Raw genomic sequence first — 18,600 nt, 5'->3', positions numbered from 1 at the left:
GTGGTGATAAAGAACGTGAGAAACTGCAGGTTCTCCTTCGGCCGCTTGCCCGGCGCGAACAGATTCACGCCCGTGTCCGTGCTCATGGCCCAGTTGTTATGCTTACCTGAGCCGTTCACGCCCGCAAAGGGCTTCTCGTGCAGGAGCACCTTGAAGTGGTGGCGCTCGGCGATGCGGTCCATCAGGTCCATCAGGAGCTGGTTGTGGTCCACGGCCAGGTTGGCATCCTCGAAGGTGGGGGCGCACTCAAACTGGTTCGGAGCTACTTCGTTGTGGCGCGTGCGCAGCGGAATGCCGAGCTTGGTGCCTTCCTCCTCGAACTCGACCATGAAGGCGTGCACGCGGCTGGGGATGGAGCCGAAGTAGTGGTCTTCCAGCTGCTGGCCCTTGGCCGGGGCGTGGCCGAAGAGCGTGCGCGAGGTCATCACTAGGTCGGGGCGGGCATCATACAAGGCTTTGTCGACCAGGAAGTACTCCTGCTCAATGCCCAGGGTGGTGTGCACGCGCTGCACGTCTTTGTCGAAGTACTGGCACACGTCCACGGCGGCCCGCTCCAGCGCGGCCAAGGACTTGAGCAAGGGCGCTTTGTAGTCGAGCGCCTCACCGGTGTAGGCCACGAAGATGGTGGGGATGCACAGGGTCTTGGTGCCGGGGGCTTCCAGGATGAAGGCGGGCGAGGTGGGGTCCCAGGCCGTGTAGCCGCGCGCCTCGAAGGTGTTGCGGATGCCCCCGTTGGGGAAGGAAGACGCGTCGGGCTCCTGCTGCACCAGCGCCGAGCCCTTGAAGTTCTCAATCGGGCGGCCGTCGGAGTTCAGGTCGAAGAAGGAGTCGTGCTTTTCGGCCGTGGCCCCGGTCAGCGGCTGGAACCAGTGCGTGTAGTGGGTGGCCCCTTTGGCCATGGCCCACGTCTTCATGGCTGACGCTACAGCATCGGCTACCGAACGCTCTACCGGTGTGCCTTGCTTAATAGCCGATTGTAATTTCTTGAAATAGTCGCTCGGCATGGTGGCGCGCATGGCCTCCAGGTTGAACACGTTTTTACCGAAGCTATCGGAGCGACGCTCGGTATAGGTGGGAACCAATACGGGCTGACGCCGATCAACCAATTCAAGAGCTTTAAAGCGAAGGATAGACATGAAGACGTGAAGTATTGTTTGGTGGAGGCAAAGTAGAACAGAACAAACCATTTTTCCAAAGTTGCTTCCTAAACAAGGGTGCTTTTTTCTAAAACACCCTTGTTTTAGCAGTTCTTGCTTCTATTTACCCCTAGGTAGTTGCCTAAACATGAATTATTTCGAAGCTACTCCCCAAAACGGCAAAATAGCTTCTATAGCTAAATCCCACTTTTTCTCTCTTGTTAGCTTCATTTCCCTGATCCTATCGCCTACGTTCCGTACAGTTGCTACGGCTTCATTGCGGAGGCTAAAGCTAGGTTTGCGACCTTGTGCCAGGTGCCGGGTGCCAGCCATCACCTTCCCGTTTCAAAGAAGAGCCCTGAATTCAACTGTGCAGCGATGCTGAATAAACTCCGAGAAAAACTCCTGAAGGGCGAACCTAGCCTGGGCACCTTCGTCCAGATGAGTGACACCGCCATTATTGAATGCCTCGCCCTGGCTGGCCTCGACTACGTGGTGCTCGACCTGGAACACAGCCCGATGAGCGTGGAAAGTGCTGGTCGTCAGATTATCACCGCAGAACGGCGAAGCCTCACGCCCTTGGTTCGCTTGGCTGACAGTTCGCGCACTTCGGTTATGAAAATGCTGGACCTAGGTGCGCAGGGGCTCATTATTCCAGCCATCAAAACCGTGGAAGAGGTAAAGAATGTCGTCCGATACGGGAGGTACTATCCGCTTGGCGAGCGAGGCTTCGGGCCGGCCCGCGCGTCGGATTTCACGTACGCCGCGGGTTTGCAAGACCTAGGTAGCTACCTGGAAAGCCGTAATCGGGAAACCCTGCTGCTGCCCCAGTGCGAAACGCGTGAGTGCCTGGAAAACGTGGAAGAAATCGTTAGCCTCGACGGCGTGGACGGCCTGTTCATCGGCCCGTTTGATCTTTCTATTGCGTTGGGCAAACCGGCTCATTTTGAGGCAGAAGAGGTGCAGGCGGCCATCCAGCGCATCTTGGCAGCCTGCCAGGCCGCCGGCAAGTTCTGCTTCACCTACGCCGACCGCACCCAGGCCCGACTGCGCTTTCAGCAGGGCTTCAACAGTGTAGCGACCAGCATGGATACCGTGGAATGTACTCGGGCCTTCCAACTGCTGGTTCGGGAAGTGATGGGGTAAGAACGGGCAAGGCCAATCTACTCAGTTAAAGCCATATACGCTGCCTATGCTTGAGGAATCGTTCTAGGCGTCACTTTCACCGTACCTTTACCCCGTGAAAAAGCGCTTTTTATTCCAGCCGCTGTACTTTTTGTTTTGGCTGGTGTTTTTCGTGGCTTTAAAGGCCTTATTTCTGGGTTATCAATCGGCTAAAGCGGCCGCGCTATCGGCTGATACCCTCCTGCATGTCTTCGTTTATGGCTTGCGCCTGGATGCCTCCGCCACGGCCTATCTCTGCCTGATCCCCTTCCTACTGTTTGCAATAGGGAGTCTGGCCGGCGCGCGCTTTCCCACCGACCGCCTTATTCGCCTGTACACCGGGGTGATGGTCGTGCTGGTCGCGCTGCTGACTACCGTAGATCTGGAGCTGTACCGCGCCTGGGGCTTTCGCCTCGACGCCACCCCGCTGCAATACCTGGATTCGCCCGCTGAAATGGTAGCTTCGGCCGGCAGCGCCCCGGTGGCGGTGCTGTGCCTGCTGCTGACGGGCGCGCTGCTGTTTAGTTGGTGGCTTTACCGGCGTTTGCTGGGACGCCTGCCAGCACTGCCACCTAGGTTTGGGCGCGGTCGGGCGGCGCTGGTCGGTATGCTGGAATTGATCTTGCTCGTAGTGCCGATGCGCGGTGGCGTGCAGCAGATTCCGGTGAACCAGAGTGACGTTTACTTTTCAAGTCAGCCGTTTGCGAACCACGCGGCCGTCAACGTGCCCTGGAACGTTGCCAACTCGCTGTTCTTGCAGAATGGCGGCCCCAATCCGTACCAGTTTATGGCCGACACCACCGCCACGCGCACCGTGCAGGCGCTCTACTCGGCCGCGTCGACTGGGCCGGATACCACGCACCTGCTGCGCCAACCGCGACCTAATGTGCTGTTTATCATCCTGGAAAGCTTCACCGCGAAGCTGGTGGGGTGCGTAGGCGGCGAGCAGGGCGTCACGCCTAACCTCGACAGCCTGGCGCGCACGGGGGTGCTGTTTACCAACTTATACGCCAGCGGCGACCGTAGCCAAAAGGGCCTGGTGTCCTTATTAAGTGGGTACCCCAATCAGCCCACCACCAGCATTATTAAGTACCCGCGCAAAACCGAGCGCCTCCCCCACTTGTGCCAGTCGTTGAAGACAGCCGGCTACAGCTCGCACTATTATTATGGGGGCGAGCTAGCTTTTGCCAACATGAAAAGCTACCTCGTAACGGCTGGCTACGAGCAATTTACCGAGCGAAACGACTTTGCTCCGGCGCAGCAGAACTCGAAGTGGGGCGCCCACGACCACGTGCTCTTTGACCGGATGCTGCGGGACTTGCCTCGTCAGCGACAGCCTTTTTTCGTGACGGCCTTTACCCTGAGCAGCCACGAACCGTTTGAGGTGCCGATTCCGACCAAATTTCCGGGCACCGACGAGGCGTCCCGCTTCCGCAACTCCGTTTATTATACCGACTGGGCCCTAGGTCGCTTTCTGCGCACCGCTCGGAAACAGCCTTGGTGGGATAACACCCTGCTCGTGCTGGTAGCCGACCATGGCCATCCGCTGCCCAACAACGATACTAACGAGGACCCCGGCAAGTTCCATATTCCGCTGGTGCTGGCGGGCGGTGCCTTGCAGCCAGCGGCACGGGGGCGCGTGGTAGCCGACCTAGGTACCCAAACCGACGTTGCAGCAACCCTGCTCACCCAACTTGGCTTGCCGTCTGAGAGTTACGTTTGGAGCCGCGACCTGTTCCAGCCAGCTCGCCAGCCATTTGCTTTCTACTGCTTTAATGACGGCTTCGGCCTGATAACACCAAGCGGCACCGTGACGTACGATAATGTGGCTCGCCAGCTCATATGGAAAAACCCGGCCAGCGTGCCGGGTACCCAGCTCAAGCAAGGACAGGCGTACGAGCAGGCTTCTTACGCCGACTTTCTCCAGAAATAAAGCCCAATGTCCCAGCTGCTCTTCGTTTATAATGCCGAAGCCGGCGCGGTGAACGGGCTGCTGGATACGCTGCACAAAACTCTGTCGCCCAGCACCTACGCCTGCTCGCTCTGCCGCATCACGTACGGCGCCATGAGCATGCGTTCGGAATGGAAGCAGTTTTTGCAGAACCTAGGTTTGCCAACTCGCTTTCTGCACCGCAAGGAGTTTTTTCGGGAGTTTTCGCAATGGCACCACCAGCCGCTGCCCGCTGCTTTCCTGCAAAATGCGGCTGGTGAGTGGCAGCTTCTTCTATCGAAGGAAGACTTCGACCAGGCTGATCTGCCGACGCTGATGCAGCTGGTGCGGGACCGACTGGCGACTGTTGCGTGAGAACCTAGGTTGCTATAAACGAGACTTGTTCCTGAACTAAAAGGACGTCATGCTGAGCTGGTCGAAGCATCTCTACCGCTTCGTTGAGCTAGCGTTATAAAGTTAGCACTGCGGTAGAGACGCTTCGACCAGCTCAGCATGACAAACGATTTTCCCGATTTTCTTAATTCAGGAACAAGCCTACAGAGTGAATCAGAACACGGCTGCCGTTGTACCTAGGTACGGCCGCTTGCTTCGCGCCTGAATCTGCTTGGGCTGCTAGCGGTTGTGCCCGAAAAACGCTGGTTGTTGCGTACCTTTGCAGATTCTTATGGATACCAGAAAAGTTGCCTTTTACACGCTGGGCTGCAAGCTCAATTTCTCGGAGACTTCCGCCATCGGGCGGCAGTTTGAGGAGCGCGGCTTTCAGAAAGTGGCCTTCGAGGAGGCCGCTGATATTTACGTTATCAATACGTGTTCCGTCACCGACCACGCCGACCGCAAGTGTCGCAAGGTGGTGAAGGAAGCGCTGAAGCACAACCCCGACGCCTTTGTGACCATCGTGGGCTGCTACGCGCAGCTGAAGCCGCAGGAAATTGCCGAAATTCCCGGCGTGCACGCTGTGCTGGGGGCCGCCGAGAAGTTTCAACTGGTGGATATTCTGGCCGGGTTCGAGAAGCCCACCGGTGGCAAAGGGCAGGTGTACGCCAGCCCCATCAGCGAGGCCACCGAGTTTCACGCCGCGCATTCGTTCGGCGACCGGACCCGCACTTTCCTGAAGGTACAGGATGGCTGCGACTACTCCTGCTCGTTCTGCACGATTCCGCTGGCCCGTGGCAAAAGCCGCTCGGGCAGTGTGCAGAGCGTGGTAGAGCGGGTGCAGAAGCTAGCCGAAACCGACGTGCAGGAAATCGTGCTGACGGGCGTAAACCTAGGTGACTTTGGTTTGCAAGGCCCGGAGCGCGAGCGGCGCGAGAACTTCTTCGACCTGGTGCAAGCCCTGGATGAAGTGAACGGCATCAGCCGCTTCCGCATCTCGTCGTGCGAGCCCAACCTGCTCACCGACGAGGTGATTCGCTTCGTGGCCGGCTCGCAGCGCTTCATGCCGCACTTCCACATTCCGCTGCAAAGCGGCTCCGATAAGATCCTGGGGCTGATGCGGCGGCGCTACCGTCGGGCCCTCTATGCCAGCCGCGTAGCTCTCATTAAAGAAGTGATGCCGCACGCCTGCATCGGCGTCGATGTGATTGTGGGTTTTCCGGGTGAAACGGAGGAAGATTTTCTGGAAACCTACCACTTCCTCAACGGGCTGGACGTGAGCTACCTGCACGTTTTTCCCTACTCGGAGCGGGCCAACACCCTCGCCCCTAGCCTACCCGGCCGCGTGCACGACGGCGAGCGGCACCGCCGCACGACGATGCTGCGCTCGTTATCGGAGAAGAAGAAGCGCTACTTCTACGAGCAGCACCTAGGTCTTGAAACGGAAGTGCTTTTCGAAGATGATGTGACCAATGGTCAAATGGAAGGCTTCACCCCCAACTACATCCGCGTGACGGCCAGATACGACCCGCTGCTGGTTGGCGAGCGGAAGCGCCTACGCCTGATCAACGTCAATGCGCAAGGCCACATGGAAGCCGAGGAGCTAGGTATTGAAGTGCTTCATCACTAAGCACAACTGTCATTCCGAGCAGCGCGAGGAATCTGAGGAATGAACCTAGGTTGCTACCTCAGATTCCTCGCGCTGCTCGGAATGACAAAACAAAGCGGCCCGTAGCACTTCTGCTACGGGCCGCTTTGTTTTGCAGCATGTTCGATTTGCTTTATCGGCTAAGTTGACGCTGCATCATGTCCATCATTTGTTGCATCATGCGCTGTTGTTCCTGCAAATGCTGGTTGCGCATTTCGGCTAAGGCTAGCTGGTGGGTGAGCTGCTGCGCGTAAAGCGCGGCTTGCAGGCTTGCTGTTGGATCAACGGTTGGCGCAGGCATTGCCGGAATGGCTGGCGCTTGGTTTAGAGTTGTAGCAAATGGTAACACCGGCGCAACGGGAGGTTCTACAATTGGTGCAGCAACTGGCGCGGGAGCTACTGAAGCAGCGGCTGGTTCAATGGGTTCTGGTGCAGAAGTTGGAGCAGGTTCCGCTACAGGCGCAGCCGTTGTGGGGGCACCTGCTGAATTCATCGCGCTGGTTGTAGCTGGAGCGGACCTAGGTTCGGAGGCCGTAGCATCGGTCAGCATGGGTCCTGTTCCTTTCATCAGCCAATCAGTTGATACATTTGGGTATACCTCAAATATTTTATTCATGAGATCAAACCCAGGCTTATTCCGCTCATCAACAAGATGTTGAATGACGGTTGCCGTTTTATCCAGAGATGACGCAAAAGCGTTTTTGGAAATCCCTAGATGGGATATGAGTTGACTTATGCGCTGTCCTACGGTCTGCTCAGCCATGTATTTACCAAATGAGAATTCGCGAGTTATAACGCAAATATATACTCATTTGTTTAATAATTAGATTAATCCTACAGCGAGAAAGCAGGTACGAGAAGAAAAACCAGTAATTTAAATTATTCTAACATGCTTATTACTTATTCCTTTGGCACTGACAACTTACCCGCTCAACTGTGGCAAACATCAAATTCGGGATCTGGACGCCGACGCTAACGGTAATTTTATTGCTTTACTTAGCAACAACGAGGTCTGGACGAATACATGGAAACTAGCTTTGCAACAGCCATTTCGTTACCCCTTTATCCGACAGCTGAATGAGGAACGCTTCCTAATTGTTGAGGGCCGCCAAAGCAGTGGGATGAACAATAATGGGCATATTCTGGACCAAAGTGGCCGTGAGTTGCTAACCTTTGATGCGGGGGATGCCGTAGCAGATGTGCTGGTACAAGCAGCCCGGATTGTCATCTCTTACTTTGATGAGGGCATCGGAAATCACAAACCGAGTAGCGACGGATTGGCCGTGTTCGACACCCAGGGGCAGCAACTTTATGGTTACAACTCTAGCGCGTCCGGTTTTATCTTAGACTGCTACTGTATGACCAAGCAGAGTGACGAGGTGATTTTAGCGTACCCATATACCGAATTCCCTTTACTGGAACTGCGCCTGAGCGATTTTCAAACAATTGAGCGTGTTACTCCAGTTGATTTTCGCGGGGCGTATGCCTTGAGCGGAAGCCACGACAATGTGATCTTCTATGCCCGCCATGAGGATCAAAACAGCTTTTTCTGGTGGAATAAACAAGGAAAGGTGCAACGCTTTGGACGCTATAATTGGCTAGGGCTACGTGGGATTGGGCAGGGGAAGTTCCTGCGGTATGATGCCCAAAGTTTCACCATTATTGATGCCATGGGCCTGATGCGCCAAGAACATCAGCGTAAGTCAGAGACCTAGGTGAAGCTCAAAAATATATTGGGTAGGCAAACCTACTCGTAGCGCAGCGACTCAATCGGGTCGAGGCGCGAGGCTTTGCTGGCGGGGTAATAGCCGGAAGCTAGCCCCACCGTCACGCAGATGATCAAACCTAGCATCATCCAGAGCCACGGCACGAAGAAGACGCCGCCGCCGGGGATGAGCAGCGCGATGGAGTTGCCCATAGCCACGCCCAGCACAATGCCGAGCGCGCCGCCCATCACGCAGATGACGATGGCTTCGATAAGAAACTGCTGCCGAATTTGAACAGCTGTAGCACCGAGGGCTTTGCGGATGCCGATTTCGCGGGTGCGCTCCGTCACCGACACCATCATGATGTTCATGAGGGCGATGCTGGCCCCGAGCAGCGTGATGAAGCCCACCAGGAAGCCACCCGAGCGCAAGGTGCTGGTCATGGAGTCGAGCTTGCCGGTGAGCGACTCGCTGCTGTCCACTTCGAAGGAATCTTCCTGCCCCAAAGGGTCGTGGCGCACGGCGCGCATGATACCGGTGGCCTGACCAGTCACGTAAGCCAGGTTTTCGGCCTGCGTGACGGCGGTTTTGATGTCGAAGGTAAGGGCACGCTGGCGGGGCATCTGGTTGCCGGTTTCGAGCGGAATGAGCACGAGGCGGTCGGCGCCGCCGCCACCTAGGTTGCTGCCGCTGGTTTCGAGCAGCCCGACCACCGAAAAGCGCCGGCCGAGCAAATAGATGTATTTGCCCAGCGGACTTTCATTCGGGAACAGCTTGTCTTTCAGCTCCGAGCCCACGATGGCCACGTTGGCGCCGTTATCCAGCTCCGCCTGCGAGAAGGCGCGGCCCGCGGTAAGATTGTAGCTCTGGATTTGCAGATAGTTCTCATCGCCGGCTACTACCTGCGTATTAGGGTTGGTTTTCTGACCGTTGGCTTTGACTTCGGCGGCGCCGGTAATCTGGGCCGAAAGGCCCACGGTGGCCTCGTCGCCGATTTGCTTCTTGTACTGTTTGGCTTGTAGATACGTGATGGCCGGGTACACCTTTTCCGTCACGCCTTGCCGCCGTCGACCACTGTTGTAACCTTTGGCGCGCATCTCAAAGGAGTTGGCACCCAGGCTGGCAAAGGTCGAGTTCAGCTTGTACTTCATCGTATCAATCGCCGTGAGAATGCCCACGAGCGCCATAATACCGATGCTCACAATAAGGGCGGTAAGAATCGTACGGAGCAGGTTGCTCCCGATGGAACGGAAAGCTTCCTTGATGTTTTCTAACAGATGCATGACGGTAGCGGCTACTTGTGCAAGGTAGATGGTTTCGGCTGAACTATGGTCGGTAGTTCGCGTGAAAACCTAGGTAGCTGGTCATGCTGAGCTGGTCGAAGCATCTCGCGTGCTGAGATTGTGATAGTAAACCCTCACGATTAAAGTTACCATTGCACGCGAGATTCCTCCCGCTGGTCGGAATGACGTTCTAATAATGACGTTCAACGGCAGCCCGCAAGATGCTTCGACCAGCTCAGCATGACCAGCTACCTAGGTTAAGCAACCAACAAATTATCCTCGCCTGTCCCCTGCCGTCTGCACTCTTTCGTATCTTACCTTTATTTTTCCCTTCTTTTCTCTGCCGAATGTGATGGTGTTGAAGCGAATCCTGTCTTTGGTCCTTGTTTTGGCGGCCTGCCTAGGTTTTTCCGGCATTGCCTGGGCCAACCACGTCCTCATCCCGATGGACGAAGCTCAGAAAGAACACCTCAAAGCGTACGGCGCAACGTATTGGCTGCTCGGCAAGCAGGTGGAAGTCGATTGGCTGCTGAACTACCGCGGCGGCGCTTTTGCCTTCCCCAATGCGGCCGGCGCCGAAAACGAGCTGACCGTGCGCGGCGTCACCTACCAGGTCATCAGCGACGCGCAGTACAATAACATCCTCCAGGAAATTGCCGACCCGAATGCCAACATGGACGTGATGAAGCTGGAGAAGGTGCCCAAAATTGCGGTGTACACGCCCAAAGGCAAGCAGCCCTGGGACGACGCCGTGACGATGGTGCTGACTTACGCCGAAATTCCCTACACCCAGATCTACGACGACGAGGTGCTGCACGGCGACCTGCCCAAGTACGACTGGCTCCACCTCCACCACGAAGATTTTACGGGCCAGTACGGCAAGTTCTACGCCTCTTACCGCAACCGGCCTTGGTATCAGCAGCAGCAGCGCGAATCAGAGGCTACGGCCAAGCGCAACGGCTTTTCGAAGGTGAGCGTGATGAAAGGCGCCGTGGCCACCAAGATGCAGGAGTTTATTGCCGGTGGCGGGTTTATGTTTGCTATGTGCTCGGCTACTGACAGTTACGACATTGCCCTGGCCGGCCTGGGTATCGACATGGTGGAAAGCATGTACGATGGCGACCCCGCCGATCCGGCAGCACAAAGCAAGCTGAACTTCAACCGCACCCTGGCTTTCAAGGACTTCACCCTGGAGCGCAACCCCATTCAGTACGAGTACTCCAACATCGATATGCAGCCCTACGAGCGCGGCGTGTACGAGGACAACGACTACTTCCAGCTCTTCACCTTCTCGGCCAAGTACGACCCGGTACCCACCATGCTCACCCAGGATCATGAGAAAACCATCAAAGGTTTTATGGGCCAAACCACCGCCTTCCGCAAGAGCCTCATCAAACCCGACGTGGTGGTGATGGGCGAAAACAAGGCTTCCGGCGAGGTGCGCTACATGCACGGCACGCTCGGCAAAGGCACCTGGACCTTCTACGGCGGCCACGACCCGGAAGACTACCAGCACTTGGTAGAAGAAGAACCTACTGACCTTTCCCTGCACCCCAACTCGCCGGGTTACCGATTGATATTGAACAACATCCTGTTCCCAGCGGCGAAGAAAAAGAAGCAGAAGACCTAGGTCGCTGCTGCGCTTCAAAGAAGTAATATGCAAACCCGTCAGTCGCATGTTTGAACGTGTGGCTGGCGGGTTTGCTATTCCTATAGCTCTATAGTAAATAATAAATCGTATTGCATTTTGCACCTAGTGCATCTATATACAGTTGATAGTTAGTGACATAACGATTATCTTACCCGAGCAGCATAAGAGTCACTCTAGGTGTCTCCTTGCTCAACCCAATCCAGCCGTGTGAGCCATTACGAGATGATACAAAAGCCAGTGCTCCTTCTAACCTCAACAGCTATGCAACGCAGACAATTCGTTCAGACTACCCTCGCCGCCCTGCCGTTTGCGGCAACTGCTCAGGCTCAACCTGCCACTGACCGCCCCACCAAAGGCTTCAAAATACAAGCGGGTGAAGGCCGCTTGCACGGACATCTTCAGCTGAAGGGTGTCAACGCTAACATCCTGGACGTGAAGATATCCGGTAAAGACACCAACGGCAACCTAGCTATTTTCGAGCAAACCAGCTTGTCGCAGGGCCGCGGTACGCCGCTGCACGTGCATCCGGCGCAGGATGAAGTCTTCTACGTGCTCGACGGTGAATACGCCTTCCAGGTCGGCGACGACAAGTACCGCCTCAGAACCGGCGACAGTATTTTCCTGCCTCGCCAGGTTCCGCACGCCTGGACGCAAGTCAGTCCGAAAGGCAAGATGCTGGTGACGCTCCAGCCCGCCGGCAAGCTAGAAGACTTCTTCGTGACGATGGCCGCGCTGAAAACAGAACCTACGCCCCAGGAAGTAGCGCAGATTTTTGCCGCTAATGAGATGAAAGTGGTAGGGCCACCTTTGAAGGTGGAGTGAGCAGGTTAGCTTAACGGAGAAGCTAGCTTCCTTTTGAACATTAATTATATTCTATTTATTATCCTTCATACCTTCCAGCTTCAAACTCTTCCTGAAGCTGATGAGACTCCTGTCCCTTGCTGCGCTGCTCCTCACCTGCCTACATAGCCTGGCTCAGAAACCCGTCGCGGCACAACCTTCCGACGCTTGGTTGCAATTCGCTGTTCAGAAAAATGGCGATTATCTGTATGGGTACAAGGATAAAAATGGGCATGTTCGAGTGCCCGCCAAATTCGGCAACTTCACTAATGCTCAAAAATTTACGCATATCATAGCCGTAAGCGAGGCGGGTACACATCAGCAATATTACTTGCTACGAAACGGCCGGAAAGTAGGCGTTGACAGTGTGTACATGTTTGACTTCACATTCGACTGCGAGCGGGAAGGCAAAATCCGGTTTGAGGACCGTAAAAAGAACCGCATCGGCTTTCTCAATATCCAAGGACGCGCAATTATTCCGGCTATGTATAATTTCGTTACGCCATTTCAGAACGGCTTAGCGGTAGCGCGCGTCGGCGCTCGGGCAAAATGCTGGAGCAGTGAAAACGACACCATCCGCTGCGAACACCTAGGTTGGGTAGGCGGCCGGGACGTGCTCATTAATGAGCGCAATGAAATACTAGCCGACAGCCTTGCCGAGGGCCAATGGGCTCACCTCAACTGGTATTCTCTGAAAATCAATCCAGCTGAAGTTGACACCGCTCTTACCTCCTCTTTCCGGGGTAAGCAGGGCGACCGTTACACGTTTATTAACTACGAAAAAGAGTTTACGCAATGGCTATATGAAGTATTCGTACCCGCTGTGCGTACGGGAAATGACAAACAGGTTGCAGCACTATGCTTTCCGGAGCTAGCCGTTGCGGCCCGACCGTTCAAGGGCTGGCCGCATTTTCAACGCGCCGCCTTCATGACCAAATACTATCAGTCTGTGCTACGCCCGAAGCTAGGTATGCTGCACCGCGACTCAAAAAATGTCGCTGTTCTCTCGGAAGAGCTGAACACTTACATCTTCTCCGGTTCTCTTTTTCAATTGTTTATGACAGATTGCGGCGCGCATTTTCAAGATAAGTATCCTGTGTTTGACGTAATGTTGACCTACGCGGCACCTCCTGGCCAAAAGAGTGATGAGTACCACAATCATTTCGAATTTATCCGCACACCCCAAGGCTACCGACTTCTCAGTGTAGGGCTCTAAGTCGGTCAGAGTAAAACTGGGCAGATTGCGCCTTAGCCTTATCTTGTGCCGCATGAAACTTCTGTCCCTAACCACCCTATTCCTCACCGCCCTACCTAGCCTAGCCCAGAAAACCAAGCCCGCCGAAAATCTCGTTCAGTACGCTCACCCCATCGTTGGGACGGCGAAGATGGGGCATACGTTTCCGGGCGCGACGGTGCCCTTCGGCATGGTGCAACTCTCGCCCGATACTGACACGCTTAGCTACGAGCTGAACGGCAAGTACAACCCCGACATGTACAAGTACTGCGCGGGCTACCAGTACAGCGACAAGACTATCGTCGGCTTCAGCCACACGCACTTCAGCGGCACGGGCCACTCCGACCTAGGTGACTTCCTGATCATGCCCACCACGGGCCCGCTCCAACTCAACCCCGGCACGGCCGACAAGCCCCAGAGCGGCTTCCGCTCCACCTTCTCCCACGCCACTGAGGTGGCCGAGCCCGGCTACTACCGCGTGAAGCTCGACGACCACAACATCGTGGCTGAGTTGACCGCCACCAACCGCGTGGGCATGCACCAGTACACCTTTCCGCAGTCTGACCAGTCGCACTTGATTCTGGACCTGATGGCGGGCATCTACAACTACCCCGATAAGAACGTGTGGACGTTTGTGCGGGTGGAAAACGACACGCTCGTGACCGGCTACCGCCAAACCAACGGCTGGGCGCGCACCCGCACGGTGTACTTCGCCATGACGTTTTCGAAGCCCTTCACCGACTACGGCAGTCGTAACTTTTCCAAAAAGCAGGTGTACCGTGGCTTCTGGGGCAAGTTCGACCAGACCAAGAACTTCCCCGACCTAGCCGGTGAGCAGCTGCGGATGTTCTTCAACTTCAAGACGACGGCCAACGAAAAGCTAAAAGTCAAGTTTGCCCTCTCGCCCACGAGTACCGCCAGCGCCCTCCAAAACCTGCGCACCGAGGCGCCCGGCTGGGACTTCGACAAGGTGAAAAACCAGGCCCAACAGCAGTGGCAGCAGGAGTTGAGCAAAGTGGTCATTGAGTCGCCGAAGAAGGTGGATAAGGAGAACTTCTACACGGCCATGTACCACGCCTTCCTGAGCCCGACGACCTTCATGGACGCTGATGGTCAGTACCGAGGCCTCGACCAGAACACCCACAAGGCGGAAGGCTTCACCAACTACACCACTTTCTCGCTCTGGGATACTTACCGCGCCCTGCACCCGCTCTTCAACGTGCTGCAACCCAAGCGCAACGCCGACATGGTGCAGTCGATGCTCGCCCACTTCGACCAAAGCGTGGAGCGCATGCTGCCCGTGTGGAGCCACTACGCCAACGAAAACTGGTGCATGATCGGCTACCACTCGGTGCCCGTCATTGCCGACGCGGTAATGAAAGGCAACGCGCCCTTCGATGCCAACAAAGCCCTCGACGCCTGCGTGACCACCGCCCGCAACGCTTGGTACGAAGGCCTAGGTTACTACGTGCAGCTCGGCTACGTGCCCGAAGATAAAAGCGGCTCGTCGGTGTCGAAAACCCTGGAATACGCCTACGACGACTGGTGCATCGCCCAGATGGCCCAGAAGCTAGGTCGGCAGGACATCTACCAAGAATTCAATAAGCGCGCCCAGAACTGGCGTAACGTCTACGATCAGCGCATCGGTTTCATGCGCCCCAAGCTAGCCGACGGCTCTTTCCGCCCGCGCTTCGACGTGCTGAGCACTAATGATCAAGGCTTTATTGAGGGCAACGCCTGGAACTATAGCCTCTACGTGCCCCAAGACCCGGCCGCGCTGATCCAGATCATGGGCGGCCAGAAGCGTTTCGTGCCGCACCTAGATTCGCTGTTCACCATGCACTTACCCGATAAGTTCTTCGCCGAAACGGAGGACATCACCCGCGACGGTATCATCGGCAACTACGTGCACGGCAACGAGCCCGCTCACCACGTCGCCTACCTCTACAACTGGACCGACCAGCCCTGGAAAACCCAGGCCCGCGTACGCATGATTCTGCCCAAAATGTACCGCCCCACTCCCGACGGCCTAGGTGGCAACGATGACTGCGGGCAAATGAGCGCCTGGTACATCTTCTCGGCCCTCGGTTTCTACCCCGTAGCGCCCGGCTCGCCCGAGTACGCCCTAGGTAGCCCTGCCGTACACGGCGCTGTATTGAATCTGGAAAACGGCAAAACCTTCCGCATCAACGTCAAAAACCAGAGCGACAAAAACGTGTACGTGAAGGAAGCTAGGCTCAACGGCCAGAAACTCACGCGGCCATTCTTGAACCATCAGGCTATTATGAACGGCGGCGAGCTGACGTTTACGATGGCGGCTAAGCCGTAATATTGTTAAGAAACAAGAAGTTATATACTACTCGCAAATAAATATCTACTGATCGTTACACTGTTAATTCTTGTCTCAACACGAAAAACATATGCGCAGGAATGTTACCATATTAATATATCTAAGCAATTTAACATAAAGCTTAAAGCGAGTAGAGTTTCAGAAGCCGATAGTTTCCCACTTGCTTCAATTGTTTTAGTGTATATAATTGACCAAGAAACAAATAAAGAAATTCAGTCAATACATATAGATGCTGAGTATTTATTTGATGATGTATTCAGTAATTGCGAAGCAGCACGCTCTTACACAACTGGCTATAACGCTGAAGATGATGCAATGGACAATGATTATGGCGATGTAGTTGTTGCTGATTTCAATTTTGATGGTCGAGAAGACCTAGCAGTCAAGTACAGTTCAGGAGGTAATGGCGGCCCACAATATAACTACTATATACAGACAGAACAGAGCATTTTTAAGCTGGATAATTTCTTAACTGAGCAAATGATCTACTTCCCGACGGAAATAGATGCAAAGCGACAAAGGCTCATTAATTATGTGCATGCTAATGCTTTGGGAGAAAATATGAACGTATATGCCTATAACTCTTCCAGAAGAACATGGAAGTTCGTCAAACGCCGTTTTAGAAGAGCTGGTTGAGAGCCCAAGTGGCTCCTAACTAACGCGAGTTACGCTGCGCTACATTCGCGTTAGTTGAGAAAACAAAGAAAGCCCCACCCATCAAGCTATTAAGGCTTGAATGAATGGGGCTTTTTATTTAACCGTTAAGTGAATAGCCTATCGGTTGATTGTGAGATTAGGGAAAGCAGTGCCTTTGTTTTTGGAGCGATTGTATAGGTAAGCGGCACCAGCGGCTAGCAATGCGCCACCGGCCAGCTTGCGGTTAAAGCCGCCAGTTTTTCTGACAGCGCCATCAACGTTACCTGGGGTGGAGTTGCCACCGGAAAAGCTCTGAAACAGGCCCGAAATCAAGCCTCCCATTGTGCCACTTTTGCGGTCAGATCCAAATATGCTCATGATTGACAAGGGAAATGGTGTATGGGGTATATAACGTAAGTGGGGGCGGCATGGTTAAGCCCGACGGTTAAAACTCCCAGGCTGGCACCAGCCGAACAATAGCTAACCTCCACTGTTCTGCTACCAAAACCGCCTACCTAGCTTCTGCTGGCCCCCTGTTAAGCAGCTCCGCACGGCTGCCGACCACCAAGAGTATCGCATGCCTACGTTAGTTTATAGCAATTGGGGACTGCTGCACCTAATAGCGGCGCTGGCTTCGTTAGTTCTGGGAACCACGGTGTTGGCGCTACTAAAAGGCGGCAAACGCCACAGAAAGCTAGGCTATGGGTATGTGGGCAGCATGGCAGTGATGCTTGCTACATCTTTTACTATTTACCGCCAGTTTCACGGCTTCGGGATCTTTCACGTGGCGGCGCTGCTCAGCTCTATCACGCTGTGTGCGGGCATGGTGCCGGTGCTACGGAAGAAACCTAGGTATAGCTGGCGGCAGCTGCACTACAGCTTTATGTATTTGTCGGTGCTGGAGCTTTATGTGGCGCTGGTGGCGGAAGTGCTGGTGCGCAGGCCGGGCATGAGTTTCTGGGAAGTAGCGGGGTTGTCGACGGCCACGGTAATGCTGCCGGGCGCGGCTTTGTTCCGGCGCTTCCGCAAAGGCTGGCGCGAACCTGGCTCCCACGCTCAACGACGCAAATTCAAGTCTGCAATTCGAGTAAATGCGACGCGCGTACCTAGCGCTGTAGGCTAGAACCAAGTTATGAAGTAGCCCCAGCGGGACGCTATATCGGCAGTGATTGGTGGAGTGAATGACCGGCTAAGCCTCAGCGGGGCGGCACCTGGGTTCGAACGACGAGTGCCGCCCCGCTGGGGTCCGGTTCGTCTATGCCCCGCAAGCTACCTAGCTTTAGTGACTGAGCTTAGATACCAGCTTTGTCAGCTGCCATTTGACGTACGGTATCTTTGTCGTGCATACTCGCCGTACCCGAATGCTTATCAACTTGTTGCGTCGTTGCAATATCCTTGGTTTCGGGCACAACAAACAAGAAGAAAAGAGAGCCTAGCCCACCGATGCCAGCCAGGGTAACAAAGCCAATCGGGTAGCCAAAATTCTTGACCACGAAGCCCGCCAGGATGCTGCTGAGCGAGACGGCCAGCCCCATGGCGGAGTACACCACGCCTTGCAGCAAGTTAAAACGGCCGGTGCCTTTGCTCAGGTCGGCAATCATCAGGATGCTGATGACGCCGAACAAGCCCGCGCCAATGCCGTCCAGCAGCTGAATGCCGGTCAGCACGTAGGGGTTGTCGATGAAGGCGAACAGCAAGGCCCGCACCGGCAGCAGCAGAAAAGCCACGAGCAGAACTTTCTTTCGGCCGTTTTCGGCGGCGGTGCCGGCAAATTTTGCCACAAACACCATCACGCCCTGCGCCATGATGATGGCCGCCGACAGATACAGGGAAGAATTCTGCTTGTCAACGAGCCCCATTTTCTGGCCGACCAGCGGCAGTATTGCAGCATTGGACAAATGGAACAGTGCCATGGCAATGGTGAAAACCAGAATATTGCGGTTCGACAATAACGATTTCACGCCGGCTACATCGGTTGTTTGGGTAGCCTCGCCGGCGCCACGGGCCAGGTTGTGGTCAATGTCCTTTTCGCGGATGACAAACACGGCCGCAATCAGAAGCACGCACTGAATGATAGAGAAGTAAAAAATGCCTTCGTAGGAGATAAACCGTCCGATCAGGCCGCAAATAATGGCCGCTAGCATGTTGCCAAGGTGGTTGAAGCTTTCATTGCGCCCTATCCTTTTGGAGAGCAGCGAGTGACCAACGATACCTAGGGTAATGGCCGCCACGGCCGGCGCGTACACCGATTGTATTAAACCCACCAGCGCCTGGGAAATTAGCACGGGCCAGAACCCGCTGCTGACAATGATCATCAGGCAGCACAGGGCAATAATGACGGACGCAACAACCAGCAGCCAGCGCTTGTACTTGGTGCGGTCGATGAGGGCACCGGCGGGCGGCTGCACCAGAATACCCACCAAACCGGGCACAGCAATGACAATCCCGATTTCGTCGGGCTGCCAGTTGCGCACCGTGAGCAAGTACACCGACAGGTACACCCCAACCCCGTCCCGGACATCTGCCATAAGCAGGCTCACCCAGTCCAACCCCTTCAAACTCCGTGACGATGCTTCCATACCTGCGGCTTGATTTTTCCGCTTTAACGGAGAAAAGCCAGCCAGGATAT

At 55.2% G+C, this 18,600-nt stretch carries 16 protein-coding genes; 11 read left to right on the top strand and 5 right to left on the bottom strand.

Features of this window, described 5'->3' with window-relative positions:
• Positions 1 to 1,136 (bottom strand): glutamine synthetase III domain-containing protein (locus IEX74_RS23170; RefSeq protein ID WP_229755226.1); only part of this gene is annotated, 1,136 nt, incomplete at its 3' end.
• 378 nt (positions 1,137 to 1,514) lie between these two features.
• Here IEX74_RS23170 and IEX74_RS08975 point away from each other — a divergent pair.
• From IEX74_RS08975 to mtaB, 4 genes are all read left to right on the top strand, one after another.
• A complete protein-coding gene (locus IEX74_RS08975; RefSeq protein WP_188813288.1) occupies positions 1,515 to 2,282 on the top strand; it encodes an HpcH/HpaI aldolase family protein in 768 nt (255 codons plus the stop codon).
• 94 nt (positions 2,283 to 2,376) lie between these two features.
• Positions 2,377 to 4,233, top strand: a complete 1,857-nt coding sequence (locus IEX74_RS08970) for an LTA synthase family protein (protein WP_188813285.1) — start codon at positions 2,377 to 2,379, stop codon at positions 4,231 to 4,233.
• Between the two features lie 6 nt (positions 4,234 to 4,239).
• A complete protein-coding gene (locus tag IEX74_RS08965) occupies positions 4,240 to 4,605 on the top strand; it encodes a hypothetical protein (RefSeq protein WP_188813283.1) in 366 nt (121 codons plus the stop codon).
• Positions 4,606 to 4,915: 310 nt separating this feature from the next.
• Complete coding sequence (gene mtaB, locus IEX74_RS08960; RefSeq protein ID WP_188813281.1) at positions 4,916 to 6,253, top strand: tRNA (N(6)-L-threonylcarbamoyladenosine(37)-C(2))-methylthiotransferase MtaB; 1,338 nt, start codon at positions 4,916 to 4,918, stop codon at positions 6,251 to 6,253.
• 151 nt (positions 6,254 to 6,404) lie between these two features.
• On the opposite strand, the gene IEX74_RS08955 is transcribed toward mtaB, so the two are convergent.
• A complete protein-coding gene (locus IEX74_RS08955) occupies positions 6,405 to 7,034 on the bottom strand; it encodes a helix-turn-helix domain-containing protein (RefSeq protein ID WP_188813278.1) in 630 nt (209 codons plus the stop codon).
• A gap of 145 nt (positions 7,035 to 7,179) precedes the next feature.
• Between IEX74_RS08955 and IEX74_RS08950 the strand changes: the two genes are divergently transcribed.
• Positions 7,180 to 7,986 (top strand): hypothetical protein, encoded by an 807-nt coding sequence (locus IEX74_RS08950; protein WP_188813276.1) that lies wholly within the window; start codon positions 7,180 to 7,182, stop codon positions 7,984 to 7,986.
• A 32-nt stretch (positions 7,987 to 8,018) separates the two neighbouring features.
• Here IEX74_RS08950 and IEX74_RS08945 read toward each other — a convergent pair whose 3' ends face one another.
• Positions 8,019 to 9,260, bottom strand: a complete 1,242-nt coding sequence (locus IEX74_RS08945; RefSeq protein ID WP_188813273.1) for an ABC transporter permease — start codon at positions 9,258 to 9,260, stop codon at positions 8,019 to 8,021.
• Between the two features lie 352 nt (positions 9,261 to 9,612).
• On the opposite strand from IEX74_RS08945, the gene IEX74_RS08940 reads away from it, so the two are divergent.
• The 5 genes from IEX74_RS08940 to IEX74_RS08920 all read left to right on the top strand — a co-directional run bounded on the left by IEX74_RS08940 (position 9,613) and on the right by IEX74_RS08920 (position 15,971).
• Complete coding sequence (locus tag IEX74_RS08940) at positions 9,613 to 10,890, top strand: asparagine synthetase B (protein WP_188813271.1); 1,278 nt, start codon at positions 9,613 to 9,615, stop codon at positions 10,888 to 10,890.
• A 282-nt stretch (positions 10,891 to 11,172) separates the two neighbouring features.
• A complete protein-coding gene (locus IEX74_RS08935; protein ID WP_188813270.1) occupies positions 11,173 to 11,733 on the top strand; it encodes a cupin domain-containing protein in 561 nt (186 codons plus the stop codon).
• Positions 11,734 to 11,833: 100 nt separating this feature from the next.
• The gene (locus tag IEX74_RS08930) at positions 11,834 to 12,967 is read left to right on the top strand and encodes a WG repeat-containing protein (RefSeq protein WP_188813269.1); all 1,134 of its coding nucleotides are present in this window, start codon (positions 11,834 to 11,836) and stop codon (positions 12,965 to 12,967) included.
• A 52-nt stretch (positions 12,968 to 13,019) separates the two neighbouring features.
• A complete protein-coding gene (locus tag IEX74_RS08925) occupies positions 13,020 to 15,314 on the top strand; it encodes a GH92 family glycosyl hydrolase (protein ID WP_188813268.1) in 2,295 nt (764 codons plus the stop codon).
• A gap of 198 nt (positions 15,315 to 15,512) precedes the next feature.
• A complete protein-coding gene (locus tag IEX74_RS08920; RefSeq protein WP_188813267.1) occupies positions 15,513 to 15,971 on the top strand; it encodes an XAC2610-related protein in 459 nt (152 codons plus the stop codon).
• 138 nt (positions 15,972 to 16,109) lie between these two features.
• Here the strand turns inward: IEX74_RS08920 and IEX74_RS08915 are convergent, their stop codons facing one another.
• A complete protein-coding gene (locus tag IEX74_RS08915; protein ID WP_188813266.1) occupies positions 16,110 to 16,349 on the bottom strand; it encodes a hypothetical protein in 240 nt (79 codons plus the stop codon).
• 199 nt (positions 16,350 to 16,548) lie between these two features.
• Here IEX74_RS08915 and IEX74_RS08910 point away from each other — a divergent pair, with 199 nt between their 5' ends.
• Positions 16,549 to 17,094 carry a DUF2306 domain-containing protein gene (locus IEX74_RS08910; RefSeq protein ID WP_188813265.1) on the top strand — a complete coding sequence of 182 codons (546 nt, stop codon included), beginning with the start codon at positions 16,549 to 16,551 and terminating at the stop codon, positions 17,092 to 17,094.
• A gap of 169 nt (positions 17,095 to 17,263) precedes the next feature.
• Here the strand turns inward: IEX74_RS08910 and IEX74_RS08905 are convergent, their stop codons facing one another.
• Complete coding sequence (locus tag IEX74_RS08905; protein ID WP_188813263.1) at positions 17,264 to 18,499, bottom strand: MFS transporter; 1,236 nt, start codon at positions 18,497 to 18,499, stop codon at positions 17,264 to 17,266.
• Between the last annotated feature and the right edge of the window lie 101 nt (positions 18,500 to 18,600).

This window comes from Hymenobacter cavernae, assembly GCF_014641455.1.
In the GTDB taxonomy this organism is placed as follows: Bacteria; Bacteroidota; Bacteroidia; order Cytophagales; family Hymenobacteraceae; genus Hymenobacter; species Hymenobacter cavernae.
Note: the sequence above shows the minus strand (reverse complement) of the source record. Positions and strands in the feature narration are given on the sequence as shown.

What these genes read in the sequence shown, in the direction of transcription:
- IEX74_RS08915 (WP_188813266.1), bottom strand. Translation starts at nt 16,349, where the DNA reads ATGAGCATATTTGGATCTGACCGCAAAAGTGGCACAATGGGAGGCTTG.
- IEX74_RS08905 (WP_188813263.1), bottom strand. Translation starts at nt 18,499, where the DNA reads ATGGCAGATGTCCGGGACGGGGTTGGGGTGTACCTGTCGGTGTACTTG.
- IEX74_RS08910 (WP_188813265.1), top strand. Translation starts at nt 16,549, where the DNA reads ATGCCTACGTTAGTTTATAGCAATTGGGGACTGCTGCACCTAATAGCG.
- IEX74_RS08945 (WP_188813273.1), bottom strand. Translation starts at nt 9,260, where the DNA reads ATGCATCTGTTAGAAAACATCAAGGAAGCTTTCCGTTCCATCGGGAGC.
- IEX74_RS08955 (WP_188813278.1), bottom strand. Translation starts at nt 7,034, where the DNA reads ATGGCTGAGCAGACCGTAGGACAGCGCATAAGTCAACTCATATCCCAT.
- IEX74_RS08940 (WP_188813271.1), top strand. Translation starts at nt 9,613, where the DNA reads ATGGTGTTGAAGCGAATCCTGTCTTTGGTCCTTGTTTTGGCGGCCTGC.
- IEX74_RS08930 (WP_188813269.1), top strand. Translation starts at nt 11,834, where the DNA reads ATGAGACTCCTGTCCCTTGCTGCGCTGCTCCTCACCTGCCTACATAGC.
- IEX74_RS08925 (WP_188813268.1), top strand. Translation starts at nt 13,020, where the DNA reads ATGAAACTTCTGTCCCTAACCACCCTATTCCTCACCGCCCTACCTAGC.
- mtaB (WP_188813281.1), top strand. Translation starts at nt 4,916, where the DNA reads ATGGATACCAGAAAAGTTGCCTTTTACACGCTGGGCTGCAAGCTCAAT.
- IEX74_RS08935 (WP_188813270.1), top strand. Translation starts at nt 11,173, where the DNA reads ATGCAACGCAGACAATTCGTTCAGACTACCCTCGCCGCCCTGCCGTTT.
- IEX74_RS08965 (WP_188813283.1), top strand. Translation starts at nt 4,240, where the DNA reads ATGTCCCAGCTGCTCTTCGTTTATAATGCCGAAGCCGGCGCGGTGAAC.
- IEX74_RS08975 (WP_188813288.1), top strand. Translation starts at nt 1,515, where the DNA reads ATGCTGAATAAACTCCGAGAAAAACTCCTGAAGGGCGAACCTAGCCTG.